The organism is Microbacterium sp. A93, from assembly GCF_051842835.1.
Genome location: NZ_JBPXMT010000019.1, coordinates 1 through 20,000 on the forward strand (window position 1 = coordinate 1; position 20,000 = coordinate 20,000).

Genomic DNA, 20,000 nt, shown 5'->3' on the forward strand with positions numbered 1-20,000 from the left:
GGCATCCTCGACGGCTGCCTCCGACACCACACCCCATACGACGAGGAACTTGCCTGGGCGCACCAACACGCCCTCGCGGCTTGACAACTTGCACCCCTGGGATATCTAGATCCCGGCCCATGCCGTTACATGCACGTATCCGGAGCCATACCCCAGAGAAAAGCGGAAGGCGCGGTAGCGTAGACACGTGAAAGCACGCACGAGCGAGGGCCGAGGGCCGCTGTACTGGCTGTACGGCAATCGGCTTCGACGCCAGCTGGATCCGGCATCCGTTCCGCACCATGTTGCGATGATGATCGACGGCAACAGGCGCTGGGCCCGTCAATTGGGCTTTGACTCTCCGGCGGACGGTCACCGCGCCGGCGCTGCAAAGATGCGTGAGTTCCTCGGGTGGTGTGACGACATCGGTGTGCGCGTGGTCTCGTTGTATCTGCTCTCCAGCGACAATCTGATCAAGCGAGACTCGAAAGAGATCGAAGACCTGATCGAGATCATCGCTGAACTTGCCGAGGCACTGTCTCAGGAGGGTGGCTGGCGCGTCAAGCACGTCGGTCGCACTGACATCATCCCTGATGAACTCGCTCGAGTGCTGCACGATGCGGAAGAGCGCACCAAGGAGCACACCGGCCTGCACGTGAACCTCGCGGTCGGCTATGGCGGGCGTCACGAAATCGTTGATGCGGTGCGGTCAATCATCGCGGAGCAGGACGCCTCCGGCGGCACGATGGAGAGCCTCGCGGCTCACCTCACTCCGGAGATGATCGGCGAACACCTCTACACCGGCGGTCAGCCCGACCCCGATCTGGTGATCCGCACCAGCGGCGAGCAGCGGCTCAGTGATTTCCTGCTCTGGCAGAGCGCGCACAGTGAGTTCTACTTCGTGGAGGCCCTGGGACCCGATTTGCGTGAGGTCGACTTCCTGCGAGCGATCCGCGATTACGCCGATCGGGATCGTCGCTTCGGCCGCTGAACTGCGCTCTTATGCAGTTGCATGGGACACTCATAGGGTGAGTACTTTCGATGACTACCTCGCCACTTTCGATGGTGACCCCGGATATCTCGACTGGGCAGCCTTCGGGCCGATATCGCCCACCGTCCGCGCCGAGGTCTTCGCCGACGCCGACTTGCTCGGCAGCGGGCGCCCCTCATCACGTGCGCTGATCGCCGAGCGCGTCGACCAGGCACAGGAATTCGCGGCCGAACTTCTCGACATCGACATCGACAAGGTCACCCTGCAGCCGTCGGCAACGCACGGTCTGATGCACGCGTTCTACGGGCTGAAAGGCACGGTGATCGCCTCTTCCGCAGAGTTCCCGAGCATCAGCATGACGTTGGAGCGCGCTGCGCAGGCATCCAATGGTGAACTCGCTCCGCGTTGGATCACGCCCGAGCACACCTTCGTCACTCCGGAGGCCGTCGCCGAGGCGTTGGACGATGACGTGACCGCGCTCGCTGTCAGCCACGTCGACTTCCGCACCGGCTACCGTGCCGATCTTGCAGCGCTGCGTGAAGTTCTCGGGCCTGACCGCCTGCTGATCGTGGATGCAGTGCAATCCTTCGGCATCCTCGAAGAGGACTACTCCGTGGCGGATGTCGTCGTCGGACATGGCTACAAATGGCTGCGCGCAGCGCGCGGGACCGGATTCGCGTCGTTCTCAGCGAGGGCCAGAGAGCGCATCGCACCGGTTCTGTCGGGGTTCGGAGGGGTCGAGGGCGGCCTTCCATTCGATGACCTGCCTGCGCCTGCGGCATCCGCTCGCGCCTATCAGATCAACGGCGCGGATCAGCTCTCCGTCGCTCGTCTGGCCATCGGTCTGCGCGACGTGCGCGACGCCGGGGTGGCCACGATCGAAGCGACGATCCGTGACCACGTCGACAGAATCTTCGAGATCGCCGATCGCCACAGCATCCCGGTACTCACGCCACGTGACCCCGCGCGCCGCGCAGGCATCGTCGCACTGGCGCCCGAGGCACCCGCCGCGCTCGCCGCAGCACTGACCAACGCCGGAATCGTCGCCACCACGCGGGGGTCAAGCGTGCGTGTTGCGCCGCATGCGGGCACGAGCGACGAGACGCTGCGGATGCTTGATGAGGCGATCGGAACCGCCGTCGTCCCCGGCGTCTGAGCGCGTTCAGCGGCCGTTCACAGAGGCTTAACCCTGCGTGGTGCGTGTCGCTCGCAGGCATCGGCCTGGTCAGTCGTACCTTCGAGGCATCGGGCACGGTGTCCGGTCGAGTCGGCCCTCAGGTCCGCGACTCGTGGCCCCAGGTCGACTCGTGGCTTAGCCGGGAATCATCCCGGGTCGGGAGTGGGTCGTGACCACACGTACAGCGCAGCAGTCCACCCGTCAGGTCTCGCGTCGGGCATCCTCAGGGAAACCCGATCAGGACCTCCGCACCTATGTGCTCGATACCTCGGTGCTGCTGAGTGATCCGCAGGCGTTCTTCCGTTTCGCTGAACACTCGATCGTTCTTCCGATCGTCGTGATCACAGAGCTGGAGGGCAAACGCCACGATCCAGAGATTGGCTACTTCGCCCGGCAGGCTCTTCGCCACCTCGATGATCTGCGCATTGCGCACGGCCGGCTCGACTTCCCGGTGCCAGTCGGCGAAGGCGGCACGCTGCGCGTCGAGCTGGGCAACACCGACGGATCGGTGCTGCCCAGCGGTATCCGGCTCGGCGACAACGACAGCCGCATCCTCTCGGTCGCCATGCACCTTGCCGAAAACGGCCAGGATGTCACGATCGTGTCCAAGGATCTGCCGATGCGCGTCAAAGCGGCCTCGCTGGGTCTTGCGGCGGAGGAGTATCTCGCGGAGCAGGCCGTGGACTCCGGGTGGACCGGCATCGCCAATCTCAACCTCTCCGGCGATGACATCAGCGACCTCTACGAGAGCGAAGTCGGCATCAGCGAGGACGCCAGGGGGCTTCCGGTCAACACGGGACTCATCATCCATTCCGAGCGCGGTTCGGCGCTCGGACGCGTGACAGGCGACGGCGAGTATCGACTGGTGCGTGGCGACCGCGAGCTGTTCGGGATGCATGGACGCTCGGCCGAGCAGCGCATCGCGATCGACCTGCTCACGGACCCGGATGTCGGAATCGTGTCTTTGGGCGGTCGGGCCGGGACAGGAAAGTCGGCCCTCGCGCTGTGTGCCGGACTCGAGGCGGTTCTGGAGCGGCAGCAGCAGAAGAAGATCATCGTGTTCCGGCCGCTGTTCGCCGTGGGCGGGCAGGAGCTCGGATATCTTCCCGGCGACCAGGGCGAGAAGATGGGCCCGTGGGGGCAGGCGGTCTTCGATACGCTCGGTTCGGTCGTCTCGGGCAATGTCATGGAGGAGGTCGTGGAGCGCGGCATCCTCGAAGTTCTTCCCCTCACGCACATCCGCGGTCGTTCGTTGCACGATGCCTTCGTGATTGTGGACGAGGCCCAGTCGCTGGAGCGCAACGTACTGCTGACTGTGCTCAGCCGCATGGGCCAGAACTCTCGCGTCGTGCTCACTCACGACGTCGGACAGCGCGACAACCTGCGGGTGGGTCGCTACGACGGCGTCGCTTCGGTGATCGAGACGCTGAAGGGGCACGACTTGTTCGCTCACGTGACGCTGATGCGCTCGGAGCGCTCGGCGATTGCCGCGCTGGTGACCGAGTTGCTGGAGGGTCGGGAACTTTCTTAGCCCGTTACACCAGTCGGAGATTGTTACACCCGTCGGAGGTTTCTTGGAGAAAACTCCGACGGGTGGAACATCCTCCGCTGTCTGTAACGTTCACGCGTGGTCGCGGAGCCGAATCAAAGCCCCGATGATTGCCGATTGCACTGTCGGCCAGTCGTAGATGAGCTGCGCATAGTCGAAGTGCAGGGTCTCGTATCCCAGGATGGATGCCGCGGCATCCCGCTTCAGATCCTTATGGCGCATCGTCGTACCGTCGTGATTCTCCTTGCCGTCTGCCTCGATGATTAGACTCCCACCGACGACGAAATCGACCCTGCCGACACCGGGTATCTTCACTTGGCATTCGAGTTGGATGCCGATGAGATGCAGCCGGAGCCGCAAAAGAGACTCCAGCCCGCTCTCCGCGTCGGCCCGCGCGAGCTCAACCAGCCAGCGAGCGGATGCCGGCAACAACGCCCGTACTCGGGCTCGGGCCGCGCGGGAGATTAGGCGCTGATTCCATGCCGATTCGAAAGCAGCGAAAAAGGCCTCCTCGCCCTGGCATCGGTACAGATGCAGGAGCGCTTGCTCTATCGAGGCGCGACCCAGCGGAGGTTCGCCCTGGTAGTAGTGGCTCACGCACGCACAGTCCGCATGTGCGCGAGCCTTCCCGGACGTGCCCATCCAGACGTGCGCCTCGGTGCCATCGTGAAGAACCCACACCTTGTGCATGCGCAGGACCGACGTGCAGGTGAGGGCGCCGCCATGGGCGATCGCATCGTGCACGATCGGCGGGAGCGATGGCACGGCGAACACTCCGCTGCGAATACGTTCGATGTTGCCTCTGGCGACGTGCCGAGACAGCATCATGCGCGTGACGCCGAACTTCTGCAGGCGTGAGCCCTTGGCCACGCCGCCGAACTGGGTGATGAGGTGGGCTGGATCGATCATCGATCCAGGGTCGTCATTTGTGTGCGGTTGTGGGGGCCGCGGCATCTGAATGTGGACAAAATCGCGGAATCCGGAAATGTGCAGAACAAGTCAGGGTGTGCCGACTAGCGGGGCCTGTTACGGAGGCCGGAGGTTTTGGCCCATGAACTCCGACGTGTGTCACAACCTCCGCCGTGCGTAACGGAGCGGTTGATCGGACGGCCGATACGATGTGCGGATGCCGGAAGAAAAAAGTCTCCTGTCGGAGAAGGACCTGCCCGTATCTGAGTACGGGTTTCCCGGTGCGCTGCGGGATCAACTCGTCGCCGCCATCCTCCGCGGAGAGAAGACCGCGACGACCTCTCTCGCCGTCGAGTACGAGATCGAGGGTGAAGCGTTGCCCACTGTGGGCGATCGCGCCTTCGTGATCGACTCGGACGGCGAGCCTGTATGCATCGAGGAAATCGTGGGCGTACGGGTGGCGCGGTTGGCGGACGTGGACCTCGAACACGCGATCGCGGAGGGCGAAGGGTTTACGACCGTTGCTGAGTGGCGCGTTGGGCATGAAGGATTCTGGCACGGCGCCGAGTACCGTGCGGCCATGGGCGACCCGACGTTCGCCGTCAATGACGAAACCACGGTCGTTTTGGTGCAGTTCCGTACGGAGCCGCTGCCTCAGGTGTGACACCTGGCGGGGCCTGTTACGGAGGCCGGAGGTTTTGGCCCAATAACTCCGTCGTGTGTCACAACCTCCGCCGTGCGTAACGGGCAGGGGTGTCGACGGGCACGGCCGACGACGGGCAGGGCCGGCGGCCAAGACCCCCAGAAACACGGATGCCGCGAGGTCTGAGCCCCGCGGCATCCGTGTCAGTCAGGCATCAGCCCGGGTGGGTCATGCTCAGCAGGTCGAGCTTCTCGTCCAGCTGCTCAAGGGTGATCGCGCCATTTTCCACGTATCCGAGGGCAATGACGGCGTCGCGCACTGTGATTCCCTCAGCAACGGCGTACTTGGCGATCTTGGCGGCGGCCTCGTAGCCGATGAGCTTGTTCAGCGGCGTCACGATCGACGGGCTCATGCCTGCGAATGCGGCGGCGCGCTCGGTATTGGCGACAAGTCCGTCAATGGTCTTGTCGGCGAGAACACGCGAGGCGTTCGCGAGCAAGCGGATTGACTCCAGCAGGGCGGTGCCCATCACCGGGATGGCAACGTTGAGTTCGAATGAACCGGATGCTCCGGCCCACGCCACGGTTGCATCGTTGCCGATGACTCGAGCACACACCATGAGCACGGCCTCCGGGACGACCGGGTTCACCTTGCCGGGCATGATCGACGAACCGGGCTGCAGGTCGGGGATGTGCAGCTCACCGAGGCCGGTGTTGGGGCCAGAGCCCATCCAGCGCAGATCGTTGTTGATCTTCGTGAGCGAGACAGCGATGGTGCGAAGAGCTCCGGATGCCTCGACCAGGCCGTCACGGTTGGCCTGAGCCTCGAAGTGGTCCTTCGCTTCGGTGATCGGCAACTCGGTTTCCTCCGCCAGCAGTGCGATGACCTTCTGCGGGAAGCCGAGCGGCGTGTTGATGCCGGTGCCGACGGCCGTGCCGCCGAGGGGAACCTCAGCGACGCGGGGGAGAGCCGACTGCACGCGCTCGATGCCCAGGCGAATCTGCCGGGCGTAGCCGCCGAACTCCTGGCCGAGGGTGACGGGGGTCGCATCCATGAGGTGCGTGCGGCCCGCCTTGACGGCATCCTTCCACAGCACAGCCTTCGCCTCGAGAGCCACAGCGAGGTGGTCGAGCGAAGGGATCAGCGTGTCGATCAATGCCTGCGTCACGGCGATGTGCACCGACGTCGGGAACACGTCGTTCGACGACTGCGATGCGTTGACGTGATCGTTCGGATGCACGGCAGAGCCGAGGATGCCGGTCGCCAGGGTCGCGAGCACCTCGTTCATGTTCATGTTCGATGAGGTGCCAGATCCGGTCTGGTAGGTGTCGACGGGGAACTCTGCGTCGTGTACGCCAGAAGCCACCTGGTCGGCGGCCTGAGCGATTGCATCTGCGATGGAACCGTCAAGTGTGCCGAGGGCCTTGTTCGCGAGCGCCGCAGCCTTCTTGATGCGTGCGAGAGCAGCGATCTGCGTCGATTCGAGCCCCTTGCCGGAGATCGGGAAGTTCTCCACAGCACGCTGCGTCTGCGCTCCATACAGCGCATTAATGGGCACGCGAACCTCGCCCATGGTGTCGTGTTCGATGCGGTATTCGGTATCGGTCACTTCGATCCCTCCTGGCTTGTGGGGACGTCTTTGATCCCCGTGTCGATTCCAACAGTGATGGCGGGCACCGCAGTGCCCTCGGAAAGTCGGTAGTTGGCGCCCACGATGCCCAGGCGGCCCTCAGTGACAGCGTCGCTGATCAGCTCGGAGGACTGCAACAGGTTGGCGACCGTGTTACGCAGGTGTTCACGACCGACCTGTTCCGCGTCGATGTCAGCGGGCGATGTTCCGCCGTTGGTGGCGAACACCTTGCGAGCGGCGGGGATGATCGGCGCGATCAGCTTCCAGATGTGCGGCGGCAGCGGGGCTGCGTCGATCGCGGTACCGTCGATGGCAGCGCGCACGGCACCGCATTCGTCATGTGCGAGCACGACGATCAGCGGGACCTTCAGGATCTCGACGGCATACTCCAGGCTGCCGACGATCGATTCGCCGATGACCTGTCCGGCGTTGCGCACGACGAAGAGGTCGCCGAGGCCGAGGTCGAAGATGATCTCAGCGGCCAGGCGCGAGTCGGAACAGCCGAACAGGGTGGCCACCGGATCCTGCGTGTGGGCGAGATCGTGTCGACGCTCGACATCCTGGTTGGGATGCCGGGGCTCCCCGCTCACGAATCGACGATTGCCGTCCAGCATCTGCTGCCACGCCGCCGTCGGGGTGAGAGGGGTCATGAGTTCTCCGCAATCTCTTCGATCTGTGGGATGAGCGACTCAGCGAGCTCAGCCGTCGATTCAGGGGAACGCGAGCCGTACAACAGCACGTAGTCGTCCCCTGCCTGCGTACCGATCGCGTACGAGACGTTGTCTGCCGCGTCGCGGTTGAGCGTGTAAACGTCCCACTCCAGGCCACCGATCTCAGTGGTGTCTGTTGCCGCGGTGCCGTTCAACATCTGAGGTGCCCACGCGGCATCGGCGTCGAAGGCCTGGGCGATGCGGATGAAACCGCGCTCGTCGTCGGCGGCGGGGGCGAGCGTGATGTTCCAGACGACCGTCGCTCCGCCCTGGAGTTCTGCCGCGTTGACACGCCAGAAATCATCCAGTTCAGGGACGATGGCCGGGCTCTCCATCGTGGATTCGACATCGCTGGCGATGCGCGCCACGTCGATCGCCTTCTCGGATGCCGGTGTGCCACGCGGCACGGCGAAGACGATGATGACCACGACTGCCACCGTGATGATGAGCGCCGCGACGAGATTGCGGAATGTCTGACTTGCCCGGTAATTTTTGCTGAACTCCGCCTTGCGGGCCGCGGTCTCTTGCGGTGTCTCCGCGCGGCCGAGCTCGGCGACGATGGGAGCGGGCTTGTTCATGAGTCGTCCTCATCGGATGCCGCGGTGCGCGCCTGTTCGAGACGGCGTTTCGCGCCCAGCAACCACTCTTCACAGCGTGCAGCGAGAGCCTCGCCTCGCTCCCAGAGAGCGAGCGAGTGCTCGAGGGTCGGCGCGCCCTGCTCGAGCTCGGCGACGACGCGCACGAGTTCGTCGCGAGCGGCCTCGAATGACAGTGTTTCCACGGGGGCGTCGGTCGAAGCAGTCACATCTTCCATTCTACGACCCCGCGCCGACGTCGCCTGGCCGTCCGGCCACGACGATTATTCTGCCTCCGGTATCTCGCCTTCGGACCGCGCGCTAAGCGACCCACGGTCGACGGTGATGGTCAGTGCGCTGCCGGCCGGAGCATCCGCGGCATCTCGCAGAATCACTCCGCCCTCAAGGTGAGCGATGGCATAGCCGCGCGCGAGCGTCGCCGCAGGGGAGAGGGCGCGCAGAGACGCGCGCAGCTCACTAGTCTTGCGACCGTTGATGTCGAGCAGGCGAGTGACCGTCTCGCGGCCGCGAGCGAGCAACAGCCAGAGCTCCTGTGCGCGGTCGGCAATGATCGGATCTGGCGAGCGCAGCACCGGGCGGGAACGCAGCTGTTCCAACTGTGCGATGTCGTGAGATATCCGCTGCGTCAGACGCGTGGTCGACCGTGAGCGCAACTGCCCGATGAGTGCACGTTGCTCGCCGACGTCGGGGACGACGCGTTTCGCGGCATCCGTCGGGGTCGAGGCGCGGAGGTCGGCGACGTCATCCAAAAGTGGGTGGTCATTCTCGTGTCCGATGGCCGAGACGATGGGTGTGGATGCCGCGGCCGCGGCCCGCACGAGCCGTTCATCGCTGAAGCCCATCAGAGTCTGTGGGTCGCCGCCGCCGCGGGCGATGATGATGACATCGACTTCGGGGTCTGCATCCAGTGCGGCGAGTGCGGCGAGTGTCTCTGGCACGCAGCGCTCACCCTGCACAGCGACGTATTGCGTCCGGAAGCGCACCTGTGGCCAGCGCAGCTCGGCGTTGCGGTGCACGTCCTTCTCAGCATCCGAGCGTTCGCCGGTGATGAGTCCGATGACATGGGGGAGGAACGGCAACCGCTTCTTGCGCGACGCGTCGAACAACCCCTCCTGGCGCAGCTGCGCGCGCAGCTTCTCGAGCTTCTCGAGCTGGTCCCCGAGGCCGACGTGCTTCATCGATGAGACAGTGAAGCTGAAATCACCGGCCTTGACGAAGTAATCGGCCTTGACTGCGGCGACCACGTGATCGCCGACTGCGAGGTCTGCCGGGATGCGACCACGCACGCTCGACCAGATGCGGATCGAGATCTGGGCATCGGACTGGGTGTCCTTGAGCCTGCCGAATACGTTTCCGCCGCGGACGTTCCAGGACGTGATCTCGCCTTCGACCCAGACGACGTTCCAACGCGCGATGAAGTCCCGGATCGTCCCGTTCAGACGCGCCACGGAGGTCGGAGCATCCGCGGTCGAGTCACGCGGAGCGACAGCATCCGCCGGCGGAATGTCGCCTTGCGCGGATGATGCTTCGAAGACCGTCATCGGGGCCCCTTCATACTTGTGCGCCTGAGCGCTCACACAGGCCTGTCATCGGCGTTCAACGGTAGGATCAAAGGGTGAGCCAGGTCACCGTACATCTTCCCGTTCCCCGCATTCCTCGATCGCGGGCGACGCGGCTTCAGGATATCCCGATCGAAGGACACAAGCGGATTCTGCTGGCTGCTCCTCGCGGCTATTGCGCCGGCGTGGACCGTGCTGTCGTCGCTGTCGAGAAGGCTCTGGAGCGCTATGGCGCACCGGTCTATGTGCGCAAACAGATCGTGCACAACATTCACGTGGTGACCGAGCTCGAGGAGAAGGGCGCGATCTTCGTTGAGGAGGTCGATGAAGTGCCGGAAGGCGCGCACATCGTCTTCAGCGCACACGGAGTTTCGCCGGCAGTCGTGAGTGCGGCATCCGACCGAGGACTGCACGCGATCGATGCGACCTGCCCGCTCGTGACCAAGGTGCACAGGGAAGCAGTGCGCTTCGCGCGCGACGACTTCGAGATCCTGCTCATCGGGCACGAAGGACACGAAGAGGTTGAGGGCACCGCCGGCCACGCACCCGAGCGGGTCACCATCGTCAACTCGCCCGATGAAGCCGACACTGTCGTGGTCAAGGACCCGTCCAAGGTCGTGTGGCTCTCGCAGACGACGCTGTCGGTTGACGAGACGATGGAGACAGTGAATCGTCTTCGCGCGCGCTTCCCGGACCTGCAGAATCCGCCGTCGGATGACATCTGCTACGCCACGCAGAACCGTCAGGTGGCGATCAAGAAGGTCGCAGCAAACGCGGACCTTGTGATCGTCGTCGGGTCATCGAACTCATCGAACAGTGTGCGCCTGGTGGAAGTCGCTCTGGAATACGGTGCCAAGGCGGCGTACCGTGTGGACTACGCCGAAGAAGTCAAGCAGGAATGGCTCGATGGCGTCGCCACCGTGGGAGTGACGAGTGGGGCCTCCGTGCCGGAGATCCTTGTTGAGGAAGTCCTCGAAGCGCTCAGCAGTGCAGGGTATGGCGACGTAGAAGAAGTTCGTACGGCCGAGGAGGATCTGATGTTCTCACTTCCCAAGGAGCTGAGGCAGGACGCATCGGGACAGCGCGATGAGCGCGCGTTGGGTGGGCGCAGCACGCACTGATTCAATCGGCCGACCGATGGTGGCCGACAAAGGTGGCACGGAGCAATATCCTGGCAGGGAGATGAGCGATGTCGACATCCACAGAACGTGAGCAGACGCTGATCGCGTCGGTGCAGCGTGCGCTTTCCCTCGTGGACATCGTCGCCAACTCGGCGCGTCCGGTGCAGACGAAGTCGCTCGCTCAATCCGCCGCTCTCACCATGGGGACGACATATAACCTGGTGCGCACTCTGATTCACGAGGGGTATCTCGTGAGTCAGCCGGATGGACTCGTCCTCGGCCCGCGCTTCCCCGGATTCGCGCCGGGGCAAGAAAGCAGGGGCGTCTTCCTTGCGCACGTGCGCACCGCTCTGAACACGGTCACTGACCAGACCGGCGTCACGGCGTATCTTTCGCGCTTCTCCGATGGGGAGGTGCATCTGATCGATATCGTCGATGCACGTCGCAGTCCGCGCGTTGAACTCTGGGTCGGGCTACACGAAAGCGCGCACGCCACGGCACTCGGCAAGCAGATTCTCGCCGAGCTCCCGCTGGAAGAACGTCTCGACTATGTATCCCGTCATCCGCTCGGTGAGCTGACTCCACACACGATCAGCGATCGGCGCGCGCTGCTCACGGTGCTGGAGCGTCCACGCGAGTGGATGACCGATCGTGAGGAATATGCGATCGGGCACACCTGCATCGCCGTGCCGGTGACCGCTCCTGGCATGAATGCGTCGCTCGCCGTCTCTGTGCCGACAGAGAATCGTGACGTGAACACCGAGGATATCGCTCGACGCCTGAGATCTGCGGCGAGTCGGCTCTCTTTGCAGCTCGGTGCGGAGAAGTTCGGTCAGGCCTGAGGCCATGGCAGAATCGTCGGCCGATTCGAGTAGCAGTTCACTATCTGAAGAACAACCCCTCGCGTTTTCCTGGACAGTTGTCTAATCTATTGCCTGTAGCCCCTGTATCACGGTGCTGCAGATGGAGGAAGCGCCCCCAGCGCTGATTCATCTTTGGTCTGAGCGTCCCCAGCGCTCAGTGCCAGCGGCCCCCGAGGAATCCCCATTCCTCTGGGGCCGCCGCTTTGTTTCGAGACCTGTGCCTGGCAGCGGCCCCGTTGGGGGTCTGTTCAAAGGCGCGAGAGTTAGCATGGCATGATGACCGATCAGCGGCCCCAGTACGGCGAATACGCGACTCCGGAGGAGCAGCGACGACTCGCAGGGCTGCCGCCATTGGATGCTGTGGTCGAGGCGCAGGTGTCGGCTGAGGCCGTGCACGCTGCGCCCGCCACCCTGACTGCACCGGCGCCGGCGGCACCCAAGCCGCGCTCGTGGGACCGGATCATCACGATCGCAATGCTCGCCTATGGCATGGTGAGCGTCTTCATCACGGGTATGGCGTACCTCGATCTGCCGACTCTGATGAACGAGAGCATGAAGATTCTCGGCGTCGAGGGGGAGTTCACGAACTTCGCCCAGGGCAAGTTCTGGGGCACGATTGCCGCTGTGATTCTGGTTGCGGGATGGGTTGCGACTGCCTGGATCTCGCTCAGACGCCTGCGCACGGGCAAGCTCACCTGGTGGGTGCCGCTGGTCGGCGCCGCGGTCACCATGATCATCGTGTCGATCTGCCTCGCGGTGCCGATGATGAACGACCCTGCCTTCGTGAGTTACCTTGACGGGGCTACGCAGCCGTAGCAGCGCTCAGCCCCAGACCTCGCGGGCACCGGAACCACGCCCACTGCAACGCGGCGACGACGAACAGCGCGATCGCCCAGGGCAGCAGCATCCGCCCCCACAATTCGTGATGCAAGACGGGGGAGCGGATGGCGGAGTGAGGGTTCGGGCTAACTGCAGCCGATTAGGCTTAGGCAGTGAACAATTTCGGCGTCCAGCTGTCCTATGCCTCCGTCGATCGCGGCGATGGGTCTGATCCGCGGGCGGATGCTCGAGGGGTCTTCACGCGTCTGCGGGTGCCTGCCGGCCTGTTCGACGGCGATGGCGAGTGGGATGACTCCCAGCAGGAGGCCGTCGTCACGATCCCGGTGACCGACGCCGGTCGGGTGCTCACCCTGACCGTCGAGGACACCATCGCCACGACACTGACCGTGCCGCAGCTGCGCAAGGAATTCGCGGATGCCGGGCTGACGCTGTGGATGCAGTCAGGAGACGATTCTGACGATGACGAGTGCTGTGGCGAAGGCTGCTGTAGTGCGGACGCGGACGGCGATCTCTTCGAGCCTGCTGCTGCTCTCGTTGCGGACCCGGTGGAAGAGGCATCCCTCGACGAATCGGCGTTCGACGCACCGCCCGTCCGTATTTCGGTTTTCTCGCACCGCGGGCCGTTCGCCGGTCGGATGATCGCCCAGTTGAACGGTCTGGAGGTCCAGCACGTCGAGTCCGGCTCCTGGTCGCTGCTGCGTTTCGAGTCTGACGATTCGACCAACGCGGGGATTGCGACGAAGTCGGAGATGCCGGTCATCGAGCTGAATCGCGTGGATGACGCCGGAGACTGGTTCGAGGTCACCACGAACGGTGGCGTTCACCAGTTCTGGCCTGGGGCCGAGCGTCACACCGTGCCGGTTCTGGATTTGGATGCGATCACCGTGCCGGAGACGGCGGAGATCTGTCGCCGGCTGATAAGCGATGGTGACGGCAGTCGTGACGAGCTCGCCGAGGTCGCGACGCACTCGAGGGTCGATGTGGCCGCCGCGCACCGCGCGCTGCAGCCTGAGTCGCTGGGCGGAGTGGTTGGCATGCGCGCGCGTCAGGAGGCGTTCCTGGCTGCCTTCGGCATCCCTGCAGATCTCATTGCGGCCGCCTTCGATGACGCTGACCCCGCCCAGACCGATCTTGCCCGGATCGATCTCGCCGTGACCGATCTTGCCCGGATCGATCTCGCCGTGACCGATCTTGCCGTGCAGCGCTTCGAGCCGACGGGCTGGGGTACGGCGATCCTCGAGACTCTGATCGACGGGATACCGGCAATGACGCCGCTGACGCGTCGTGATCGACCGTTGGCTCGCATGGCGGATGCGCTGCGCCGTAACCCCGTACTTGCAGCGGCGCTCAGCGTGAGCGAACTCGCACTCGGTGTCGCGGCATCCCGGCGCCGCGGGTTCGGACGATTCCTCGGCATCCTGCTCATCATCGATGCAGTGGCCGATCTGGTCATCTGCGCCGTGCGTGCGCGTCGGCGCTGACCCGCGCCCTGCGCCGCCTTGCCTCGCCTCACCGAGACGACAAAACCACGCCGAGACTACGTCATTTCGACGTAGTCTCGGCGTGGTTTTGTAGATTCGAGAGGGTCAGCTCTTGGACTGGCCGTGCGAGCCGAGCTGGCGGGTCGACTCGATGACGCGAGCGGCCATGGCCGTCTCAGCGACCTTGCCCCAGGCGCGCGGGTCGTAGAACTTCTTGTTTCCGACCTCGCCGTCGACCTTCACGACGCTGTCGTAGTTCTTGAACATGTAGTCGGCGATCGCACGCGTGTACGCGTACTGCGTGTCGGTGTCGATGTTCATCTTGATGACGCCGCTGGCGACCGCGAGCGCGATCTCCTCATCGCTGGAACCCGATCCACCATGGAAGACGAGGTCGAGGGGCTTCGCGCCAGTGTTGTACTTCGCGGCGACCTGCTGCTGGATCTCGCCCAGCAGTTCGGGACGCAGCTTCACGCCACCCGGCTTGTACACGCCGTGCACGTTGCCGAAGGTGAGGGCGGCGATGTAGCGGCCCTGCTCGCCGAGGCCCAGAGCCTGGACGGCCTGGTCAACATCGGCAAAGGTCGTGTAGAGGGCGTCGTTCGAACCCTCGTGCTCGACGCCGTCTTCTTCGCCGCCGACGACACCGATTTCGACCTCAAGGATCGCGTTGATGTTCTTCATGCGGGGGAGAAGTTCCTGGGCGATCTCGATGTTCTCCGCGAGCGGCACGGCAGAGCCATCCCACATGTGCGACTGGAAGATCGGGTTGCGGCCGGCCTTGACCTCTTCCTCAGAAGCGGCGATCAGCGGCTCAACGAAGCCGGCGAGGGCATCCTTCGGGCAGTGGTCGGTGTGCAGCGCGACGGTGATCGGGTAGTTCTTGGCGACCTCGGTGGCGAAGCGCGCGAAGGCGAGGGCGCCCGTGGCGCGGGCCTTCACGGTCTGGCCGGCGAAGTAGTCGGCGCCGCCAGTGGTGACCTGGATGATGCCGTCAGAGCCGGCCTCGGTCAGGCCCTGGAGGACGGAGTTGATGGTCTGCGAGCTGGAGACATTGAACGCGGGATACGCGAAGGAACCGGCCTTTGCGCGGTCGAGCATTTCTGCGTACTGGTCCGGTGTGGCGACGGGCATGAAAACTCCTGCGATAGATGAGCCGGGACAGCCTCAACTCTATCGCTGGCGGCGAGCGGATGCCGTGAGGTCCGGTGCTCGTCAGGAGAGGGCGTCCTGCGCTCCTGTTAAGAAAAGCGATTCCTTCACTCGATTCGATGTGAAACACCGCCTGTTTCGAACGACCCGGTGGATAAGCTGACCACATGGTGAGTCTGACGGCCGATATGAGCCCATTGCGTCCCGATCGAAATCTTGCGTTGGAGCTGGTGCGGGCGACCGAGGCCGCATCGATTCGGGCCGTGCCGTTCATCGGCCGAGGCGACAAGGAAGCAGCTGACGGCGCCGCCGTTGATGCGATGCGTGCGTTCCTTGGCACCGTGAACTTCCAGGGCCGCGTCGTGATCGGCGAGGGGGAGAAGGACAACGCTCCCATGCTCTTCAACGGCGAGGTCGTCGGTTCGGGCAGAGGTCCGGAATGCGACATCGCCGTCGACCCGATCGATGGCACATCGTTGACCGCGGCCGGACGACAGAACGCGCTCTCAGTGATTGCGGTTTCTGATCGCGGCACGATGCTCGATGCCTCCAGCGTCTTCTACATGGACAAACTCGTCACGGGCCCCGCTGGCGTCGGCATCGTCGACATCCGACTCCCCGTCGGTGAGAACATCCGTCTGCTCTCGAAGGCCCTCGGTAAGCCCGTCGATGAAATCGTCGTTTCGGTGCTGAACCGCCCGCGTCACGAGCGGCTGATCGAGGAAATCCGCGAGGCCGGCGCAGGCACGCGTCTGATGAGTGATGGTGACGTCGCCGGTGGCATCAACGCGGCACGGCACGGTGCGCGCACGGACATGTGCGTCGGTGTGGGTGGCAGCCCGGAAGGTATCGTCACGGCCTGTGCGATCAAGGCACTCGGCGGGCACATCCAGGGCCGGCTCTGGCCCCGCGATGATGATGAGCGCCAGCGCGGCATTGATGCGGGCCTCGCCATGGATTACGTCTACGAGGCGAACGAGCTCGTCAGGGGCGACAATACGATCTTCGTTGCAACCGGTGTGACCGACGGGCAACTTGTCGACGGCGTTCGCCGTGAGGGCAACTACGTCTACACCGAATCTGTCGTGTTGCGTGGGGCTTCCGGAACGCTGCGTCGCATCGCTTCAGAGCACCTCGTCTCCAAGTGGCTGTAAGTCGATCGTTACCGACCCGGTACTGCAGCTGAGCCGCGCCTGCCGTTGTTCTCAGGCTTTGCTGGCACAATAGAGCCTGGATTCGTCGCCTTTGCAGGCCCCCACCATGGCGGCATCCGGGAGGGTGCGATGACCACGCAGCAATCGCGGAGCGATAAGAAGTCCGTGCCAGTCAACATGGTCACCACCAACACCGGGCGCATCCTGCGGATCTCTCCTCAAGATGAAGCCGCTCGCGCCGCCGCTGCTGCGGCAGCGACCGTGGCACCAACTCACGCTGATCCTGCTCGTCGCGCTGACGTGCTCTTCCGGGTGCGGCGTGCTGAGGGGCATGAGCTCAGCTCCTGGTGGATGATCGGCGCGTTCGTCGTCACTTCCGGTCTCGTGATCGCTCTGCTCAGCTGGGTGCCGTACAGCGCCTGACGTTCGAGCAATGATGTTCGGGCCTTGATGTTTGAGCGCTGATGTGTGAGCTCAGTGCTCGTCCAGCCGCTCGCGCACCGCGCCCAGGTCGGCTTCGATCTCTGCGGACTGGGCACCTTCGACGAGCTCTGGCGCAGTAAATCGCCGTGCCGGTGTCGTGATCGTGGAAGGTGTCGTCTCGAGTGCTGACGCATCGATACCAGGGAACTGGCGAGCGGTGACGAGCACCCGATTCTCCAGCGACCCTGCGAACTTGTTGTAGCTGTCGACAGTGCGTTCCAAAGCGCGACGCAGATCGTCAGCGTGACCGGCCAGAGTTCCGAGTCTGTCGAGCAACTGCGTGCCGAGGTTCAGCAGCGTGCGTGCCTCGGTCGAGACCTCATGCTGGGTCCACGTGAAGGCGACGGTCTTCAGCACTGCCCACAGATTTACGGGGGACGCGAGGGCTACTCGCTTGCTGAACGCATAGTCGAGCAGCGTCGGGTCTTCGTCGATTGCCGCCGCAAGCAAGGATTCACTGGGCAGGAAGCAGATGACGAACTCGGGGCTCGCGTCCAGCCCCGACCAGTAGGCCTTCTTCGCGAGCGCGTCGACGTGTGCGCGGACAGCCTTGACGTGCTTCTGCATGTACTGCCGGCGCAGCCCTTCATCAGCGTCGCGCCCGGCGAGGGCGCTCGCCTCGAGATACGCGTCGAGTGGAACCTTCGCATCGACCGCGATCGAGGTGCCGCCAGCCAGGCGGATCACCATATCGGGGCGCCCCTGGCCTCGATCGGAGGAGATCGTGGACTGCAGGTCGAAGTCGACGTGTCGCATGAGGCCGGCCGCTTCGACGACCCGCCGCAACTGCGTCTCGCCCCACACGCCGCGCGCTGAAGTCGAGCGCAACGCACCCGCAAGAGATTCGGTGGTGGCGCGCAACGCTTCGTCAGACTCCTGTGCGCGGCGCAACTGCTCGGCGAGAGAGCCGAACTGCTCATGTCGCTCCTGTTCGAGCGTCGCCACCTTGTTCTGCATCTGCTGCAGAGACTCGCGCACCGGAGCGAGCGCCGTGAGTACCGCGTTCTGTTGCTGCACTCGTTGAGCTTCGGCCCGCTGCTCGGTGCGGGCGTGCTCAACAGCATCCCGATACAGGTCGTACTGTCGATCGCGGTCATCGCGCGCTGCCTTCAGCTCTGCCTCTGCGCGGGCAAGGTCAGTGCTGCTGCGCGAGAGCTCGGCAGCGCCGCGCGCAGCGCGCGCGAACCATCCCACCGCAACGCCCAGAGCGAGGGCTGCGATGGCGAGAAGAACGATCAGTGGAGCATCCATACCTTCATGATGCCGAAGGCCTCAGACATTGCGGGGATGCGCGAAGCTCAGTGGCTGGAGTACTCGTCGAGAATCGTGCGCATTCCGGTCAGTGCGAACTGGTCGGCGATCGCCGCAGCGGATAAGCCGCCGGCGTTCGGATCGGCACCAGCATCCAAAAGCATGCGCAGCAGCGTCTCGTTCTTGCGGAACACCGCACACGAGACAGCGGTCTGACCGTTGGCGTTCGACGCATCCAGATCGGCACCGCGGCGCACCAGATCAGCGACCGTATGCTCCTGTTCGGCATACGTGGCCACGGTCAAGAACGTGTCACCGCGCGGGTTGCGTACATCGATCGGCACGCCGGCATCGATCATCTCGCCGAGCGGGCCGGTACGGCCCTGCCGGGCGAGGTCGAAGGTGCCCTCAATGACCTCGAGGCTGACCGGGGAGTCGCCGGATGTATTCGTCATGCTCCCATTGTCGCGCGATCGGAGCACGGATGCGCTCAGGCGGCGCGCTCACGTTCCACGACCACGGGCGGGTCTGTCACGCGCAGGCCGAGCGTTTTTGCCAGGGCTTCGACATCGTCAGCACCGGCCCGATGGGCGGCGTCGATGACGATCTGGGCGCAGGCGCGAGCATCCGCCAACGCATCGTGGTGCGAGAACTCGGCAAATCCGGCCGCGGCGGCGGCCTTCGGCAGACGATACGACTCGAGGTCGTATGTCTTGCGGGCCACCTGCAGACTGCACAACGAGCGGTACGGAGGGCAGTCAAGGTCGGTGACCTCGGATGCGGTGCGCAGTACCTTCAGGTCGAATCCGGCGTTGTGCGCGACGAGGACGTCATCTCCGGCGAAATCGCAGAGGAAATCGAACTGCTCGGGCCACGTGGCTGCGGTGGCAACATCCTGCGGGTAGATGCCGTGGATCTTGATATTCCATTCCTGGAAGTCATCGTGCCCTGCTGGTGGCCTGATCAGCCAGCTGTCGGTGGCGACAACTTTGCTGTCGCGGACGCGGACGAGTCCGACTGAGCACGCTGAGGCGGGGCTGGAATTCGCCGTCTCGAAGTCGATTGCGGTGAAATCCAAGGGCACCTGTCCACCTTCTCTCCAGGCCCGCGGGAGACGTCGGAGACTCGCCGTAGGCTGGCGATATGAGTGACGCGAAGGCGACTTCTTTCGGTGCGGCGGCAGACGATTATGAGGCTGCGCGTCCCGATTATCCGTTCGAGGCGGTTGCCTGGATGCTGGATCGACTCCCGCCGGGATCTGGCCGAATCGCTGACGTCGGCGCGGGCACCGGAAAGCTGACGCGGGTGCTGGCGCAGGCCCCGGATGCTCAGGTCGTCGCGATCGACCCCGACCCGGTGATGCTCGCGAAGCTGCGCGAGGCGGTGCCCGGTGTGCCGACATTCGCCGGGACGGCCGAAGAGCTACCGCTGTCGAATGCGAGCCTCGACGTCGTTGTGCTCGGGCAGGCCTGGCACTGGGTGGATCCGGTTGGGGCATCCGCGGAGATCGGTCGTGTTGTGCGGCCAGGCGGAACGCTCGGGCTCATCTGGAACACTCGCGATTCCCGGACCGGCTGGGTGCGTCGCCTGACCGCGATCATGCACGCGAGCGTGGCGGAGGTTCTCTTGGATACGACCGGCCCGACTGTCGCCGCACCGTTCGGCGGGCTGGAGGCAAACGAATGGCTGTGGGTACGGCCGATGACGCGGGGTCAGCTGCACCGCATGGCAGATTCGCGCAGCCACCTCATCACGGCATCCGTTCCCGAGCGTCGTCGTATTCATGACTACATGGATGCGCTCTTCGACGAGCTGGGGCTGACATGGGAGCAGAGCATCGATCTGCCGTACGTGACGCGGGTGTTTCGCGCGGTGCGGGGCTGAGCCTGGTTGTCTGCCCTCCCCAAATCAG

At 64.4% G+C, this 20,000-nt stretch carries 21 protein-coding genes; 11 read left to right on the top strand and 10 right to left on the bottom strand.

Annotated features, from left to right (window positions below; genetic code table 11):
• The first annotated feature begins 187 nt into the window (after nt 1-187).
• From ACSU1G_RS33050 to ACSU1G_RS33060, 3 genes are all read left to right on the top strand, one after another.
• Nucleotides 188-970: an isoprenyl transferase gene (locus ACSU1G_RS33050; RefSeq protein ID WP_439285655.1), complete on the top strand. Its 783-nt coding sequence runs from the start codon at nt 188-190 to the stop codon at nt 968-970.
• Nucleotides 971-1,007: 37 nt separating this feature from the next.
• Complete coding sequence (locus tag ACSU1G_RS33055) at nt 1,008-2,126, top strand: aminotransferase class V-fold PLP-dependent enzyme (RefSeq protein WP_439285657.1); 1,119 nt, start codon at nt 1,008-1,010, stop codon at nt 2,124-2,126.
• A 277-nt stretch (nt 2,127-2,403) separates the two neighbouring features.
• Entirely contained in the window at nt 2,404-3,678 is a 1,275-nt protein-coding gene (locus tag ACSU1G_RS33060) for a PhoH family protein (RefSeq protein ID WP_439285877.1), read from the top strand.
• A 90-nt stretch (nt 3,679-3,768) separates the two neighbouring features.
• Here the strand turns inward: ACSU1G_RS33060 and ACSU1G_RS33065 are convergent, their stop codons facing one another.
• Nucleotides 3,769-4,605: a DUF559 domain-containing protein gene (locus ACSU1G_RS33065; RefSeq protein WP_439285659.1), complete on the bottom strand. Its 837-nt coding sequence runs from the start codon at nt 4,603-4,605 to the stop codon at nt 3,769-3,771.
• Nucleotides 4,606-4,822: 217 nt separating this feature from the next.
• On the opposite strand from ACSU1G_RS33065, the gene ACSU1G_RS33070 reads away from it, so the two are divergent.
• The gene (locus ACSU1G_RS33070) at nt 4,823-5,269 is read left to right on the top strand and encodes an ASCH domain-containing protein (protein WP_439285661.1); all 447 of its coding nucleotides are present in this window, start codon (nt 4,823-4,825) and stop codon (nt 5,267-5,269) included.
• A 193-nt stretch (nt 5,270-5,462) separates the two neighbouring features.
• Here the strand turns inward: ACSU1G_RS33070 and ACSU1G_RS33075 are convergent, their stop codons facing one another.
• From ACSU1G_RS33075 to xseA, 5 genes are read right to left on the bottom strand one after another with little or no spacing between them, the layout of a single operon-like run.
• A complete protein-coding gene (locus tag ACSU1G_RS33075; protein ID WP_439285663.1) occupies nt 5,463-6,857 on the bottom strand; it encodes a class II fumarate hydratase in 1,395 nt (464 codons plus the stop codon).
• The gene (locus tag ACSU1G_RS33080) at nt 6,854-7,528 is read right to left on the bottom strand and encodes a carbonic anhydrase (protein ID WP_439285665.1); all 675 of its coding nucleotides are present in this window, start codon (nt 7,526-7,528) and stop codon (nt 6,854-6,856) included. The genes ACSU1G_RS33075 and ACSU1G_RS33080 overlap by 4 nt, the downstream gene beginning before the upstream one ends.
• A complete protein-coding gene (locus ACSU1G_RS33085) occupies nt 7,525-8,166 on the bottom strand; it encodes a DUF4245 family protein (RefSeq protein WP_439285666.1) in 642 nt (213 codons plus the stop codon). The genes ACSU1G_RS33080 and ACSU1G_RS33085 overlap by 4 nt, the downstream gene beginning before the upstream one ends.
• On the bottom strand, nt 8,163-8,402 hold the full coding sequence (locus ACSU1G_RS33090; protein ID WP_439285668.1) for an exodeoxyribonuclease VII small subunit: 240 nt from the start codon (nt 8,400-8,402) through the stop codon (nt 8,163-8,165). The genes ACSU1G_RS33085 and ACSU1G_RS33090 overlap by 4 nt, the downstream gene beginning before the upstream one ends.
• Before the next feature lie 45 nt (nt 8,403-8,447).
• A complete protein-coding gene (gene xseA / locus ACSU1G_RS33095; protein ID WP_439285670.1) occupies nt 8,448-9,725 on the bottom strand; it encodes an exodeoxyribonuclease VII large subunit in 1,278 nt (425 codons plus the stop codon).
• 74 nt (nt 9,726-9,799) lie between these two features.
• Here xseA and ACSU1G_RS33100 point away from each other — a divergent pair, with 74 nt between their 5' ends.
• The 4 genes from ACSU1G_RS33100 to ACSU1G_RS33115 all read left to right on the top strand — a co-directional run bounded on the left by ACSU1G_RS33100 (nt 9,800) and on the right by ACSU1G_RS33115 (nt 14,048).
• Entirely contained in the window at nt 9,800-10,864 is a 1,065-nt protein-coding gene (locus tag ACSU1G_RS33100; protein ID WP_439285672.1) for a 4-hydroxy-3-methylbut-2-enyl diphosphate reductase, read from the top strand.
• A gap of 68 nt (nt 10,865-10,932) precedes the next feature.
• Complete coding sequence (locus tag ACSU1G_RS33105; RefSeq protein WP_439285673.1) at nt 10,933-11,706, top strand: IclR family transcriptional regulator; 774 nt, start codon at nt 10,933-10,935, stop codon at nt 11,704-11,706.
• A gap of 297 nt (nt 11,707-12,003) precedes the next feature.
• A complete protein-coding gene (locus tag ACSU1G_RS33110; protein WP_439285675.1) occupies nt 12,004-12,543 on the top strand; it encodes a DUF6264 family protein in 540 nt (179 codons plus the stop codon).
• 176 nt (nt 12,544-12,719) lie between these two features.
• Complete coding sequence (locus tag ACSU1G_RS33115; RefSeq protein ID WP_439285677.1) at nt 12,720-14,048, top strand: hypothetical protein; 1,329 nt, start codon at nt 12,720-12,722, stop codon at nt 14,046-14,048.
• 105 nt (nt 14,049-14,153) lie between these two features.
• Here the strand turns inward: ACSU1G_RS33115 and fbaA are convergent, their stop codons facing one another.
• Nucleotides 14,154-15,182: a class II fructose-bisphosphate aldolase gene (fbaA, locus tag ACSU1G_RS33120; protein WP_439285679.1), complete on the bottom strand. Its 1,029-nt coding sequence runs from the start codon at nt 15,180-15,182 to the stop codon at nt 14,154-14,156.
• A gap of 185 nt (nt 15,183-15,367) precedes the next feature.
• Between fbaA and glpX the strand changes: the two genes are divergently transcribed.
• Both glpX and ACSU1G_RS33130 read left to right on the top strand, forming a co-directional pair.
• On the top strand, nt 15,368-16,354 hold the full coding sequence (glpX, locus tag ACSU1G_RS33125; RefSeq protein ID WP_439285681.1) for a class II fructose-bisphosphatase: 987 nt from the start codon (nt 15,368-15,370) through the stop codon (nt 16,352-16,354).
• Nucleotides 16,355-16,483: 129 nt separating this feature from the next.
• Nucleotides 16,484-16,777: a hypothetical protein gene (locus ACSU1G_RS33130; protein ID WP_439285683.1), complete on the top strand. Its 294-nt coding sequence runs from the start codon at nt 16,484-16,486 to the stop codon at nt 16,775-16,777.
• Between the two features lie 51 nt (nt 16,778-16,828).
• Here the strand turns inward: ACSU1G_RS33130 and rmuC are convergent, their stop codons facing one another.
• The 3 genes from rmuC to ACSU1G_RS33145 are packed head-to-tail and all read right to left on the bottom strand — an operon-like array spanning nt 16,829 to nt 19,172.
• Nucleotides 16,829-18,088: a DNA recombination protein RmuC gene (gene rmuC / locus ACSU1G_RS33135; protein ID WP_439285685.1), complete on the bottom strand. Its 1,260-nt coding sequence runs from the start codon at nt 18,086-18,088 to the stop codon at nt 16,829-16,831.
• Between the two features lie 47 nt (nt 18,089-18,135).
• Nucleotides 18,136-18,543 (bottom strand): ankyrin repeat domain-containing protein, encoded by a 408-nt coding sequence (locus ACSU1G_RS33140; RefSeq protein WP_439285687.1) that lies wholly within the window; start codon nt 18,541-18,543, stop codon nt 18,136-18,138.
• Between the two features lie 35 nt (nt 18,544-18,578).
• Entirely contained in the window at nt 18,579-19,172 is a 594-nt protein-coding gene (locus tag ACSU1G_RS33145) for a 3'-5' exonuclease (protein WP_439285689.1), read from the bottom strand.
• A gap of 59 nt (nt 19,173-19,231) precedes the next feature.
• Between ACSU1G_RS33145 and ACSU1G_RS33150 the strand changes: the two genes are divergently transcribed.
• Entirely contained in the window at nt 19,232-19,972 is a 741-nt protein-coding gene (locus ACSU1G_RS33150) for a class I SAM-dependent methyltransferase (RefSeq protein ID WP_439285691.1), read from the top strand.
• Nucleotides 19,973-20,000: the final 28 nt, after the last annotated feature.

Bases quoted from the DNA above. Each gene is read 5' to 3' on its own strand.
- ACSU1G_RS33065 (WP_439285659.1), bottom strand. From the start codon at position 4,605: ATGATCGATCCAGCCCACCTCATCACCCAGTTCGGCGGCGTGGCCAAG.
- ACSU1G_RS33070 (WP_439285661.1), top strand. From the start codon at position 4,823: ATGCCGGAAGAAAAAAGTCTCCTGTCGGAGAAGGACCTGCCCGTATCT.
- ACSU1G_RS33080 (WP_439285665.1), bottom strand. From the start codon at position 7,528: ATGACCCCTCTCACCCCGACGGCGGCGTGGCAGCAGATGCTGGACGGC.
- ACSU1G_RS33085 (WP_439285666.1), bottom strand. From the start codon at position 8,166: ATGAACAAGCCCGCTCCCATCGTCGCCGAGCTCGGCCGCGCGGAGACA.
- ACSU1G_RS33090 (WP_439285668.1), bottom strand. From the start codon at position 8,402: ATGGAAGATGTGACTGCTTCGACCGACGCCCCCGTGGAAACACTGTCA.
- xseA (WP_439285670.1), bottom strand. From the start codon at position 9,725: ATGACGGTCTTCGAAGCATCATCCGCGCAAGGCGACATTCCGCCGGCG.
- ACSU1G_RS33105 (WP_439285673.1), top strand. From the start codon at position 10,933: ATGTCGACATCCACAGAACGTGAGCAGACGCTGATCGCGTCGGTGCAG.
- ACSU1G_RS33110 (WP_439285675.1), top strand. From the start codon at position 12,004: ATGACCGATCAGCGGCCCCAGTACGGCGAATACGCGACTCCGGAGGAG.
- fbaA (WP_439285679.1), bottom strand. From the start codon at position 15,182: ATGCCCGTCGCCACACCGGACCAGTACGCAGAAATGCTCGACCGCGCA.
- glpX (WP_439285681.1), top strand. From the start codon at position 15,368: ATGGTGAGTCTGACGGCCGATATGAGCCCATTGCGTCCCGATCGAAAT.
- ACSU1G_RS33130 (WP_439285683.1), top strand. From the start codon at position 16,484: ATGACCACGCAGCAATCGCGGAGCGATAAGAAGTCCGTGCCAGTCAAC.
- rmuC (WP_439285685.1), bottom strand. From the start codon at position 18,088: ATGGATGCTCCACTGATCGTTCTTCTCGCCATCGCAGCCCTCGCTCTG.
- ACSU1G_RS33140 (WP_439285687.1), bottom strand. From the start codon at position 18,543: ATGACGAATACATCCGGCGACTCCCCGGTCAGCCTCGAGGTCATTGAG.
- ACSU1G_RS33150 (WP_439285691.1), top strand. From the start codon at position 19,232: ATGAGTGACGCGAAGGCGACTTCTTTCGGTGCGGCGGCAGACGATTAT.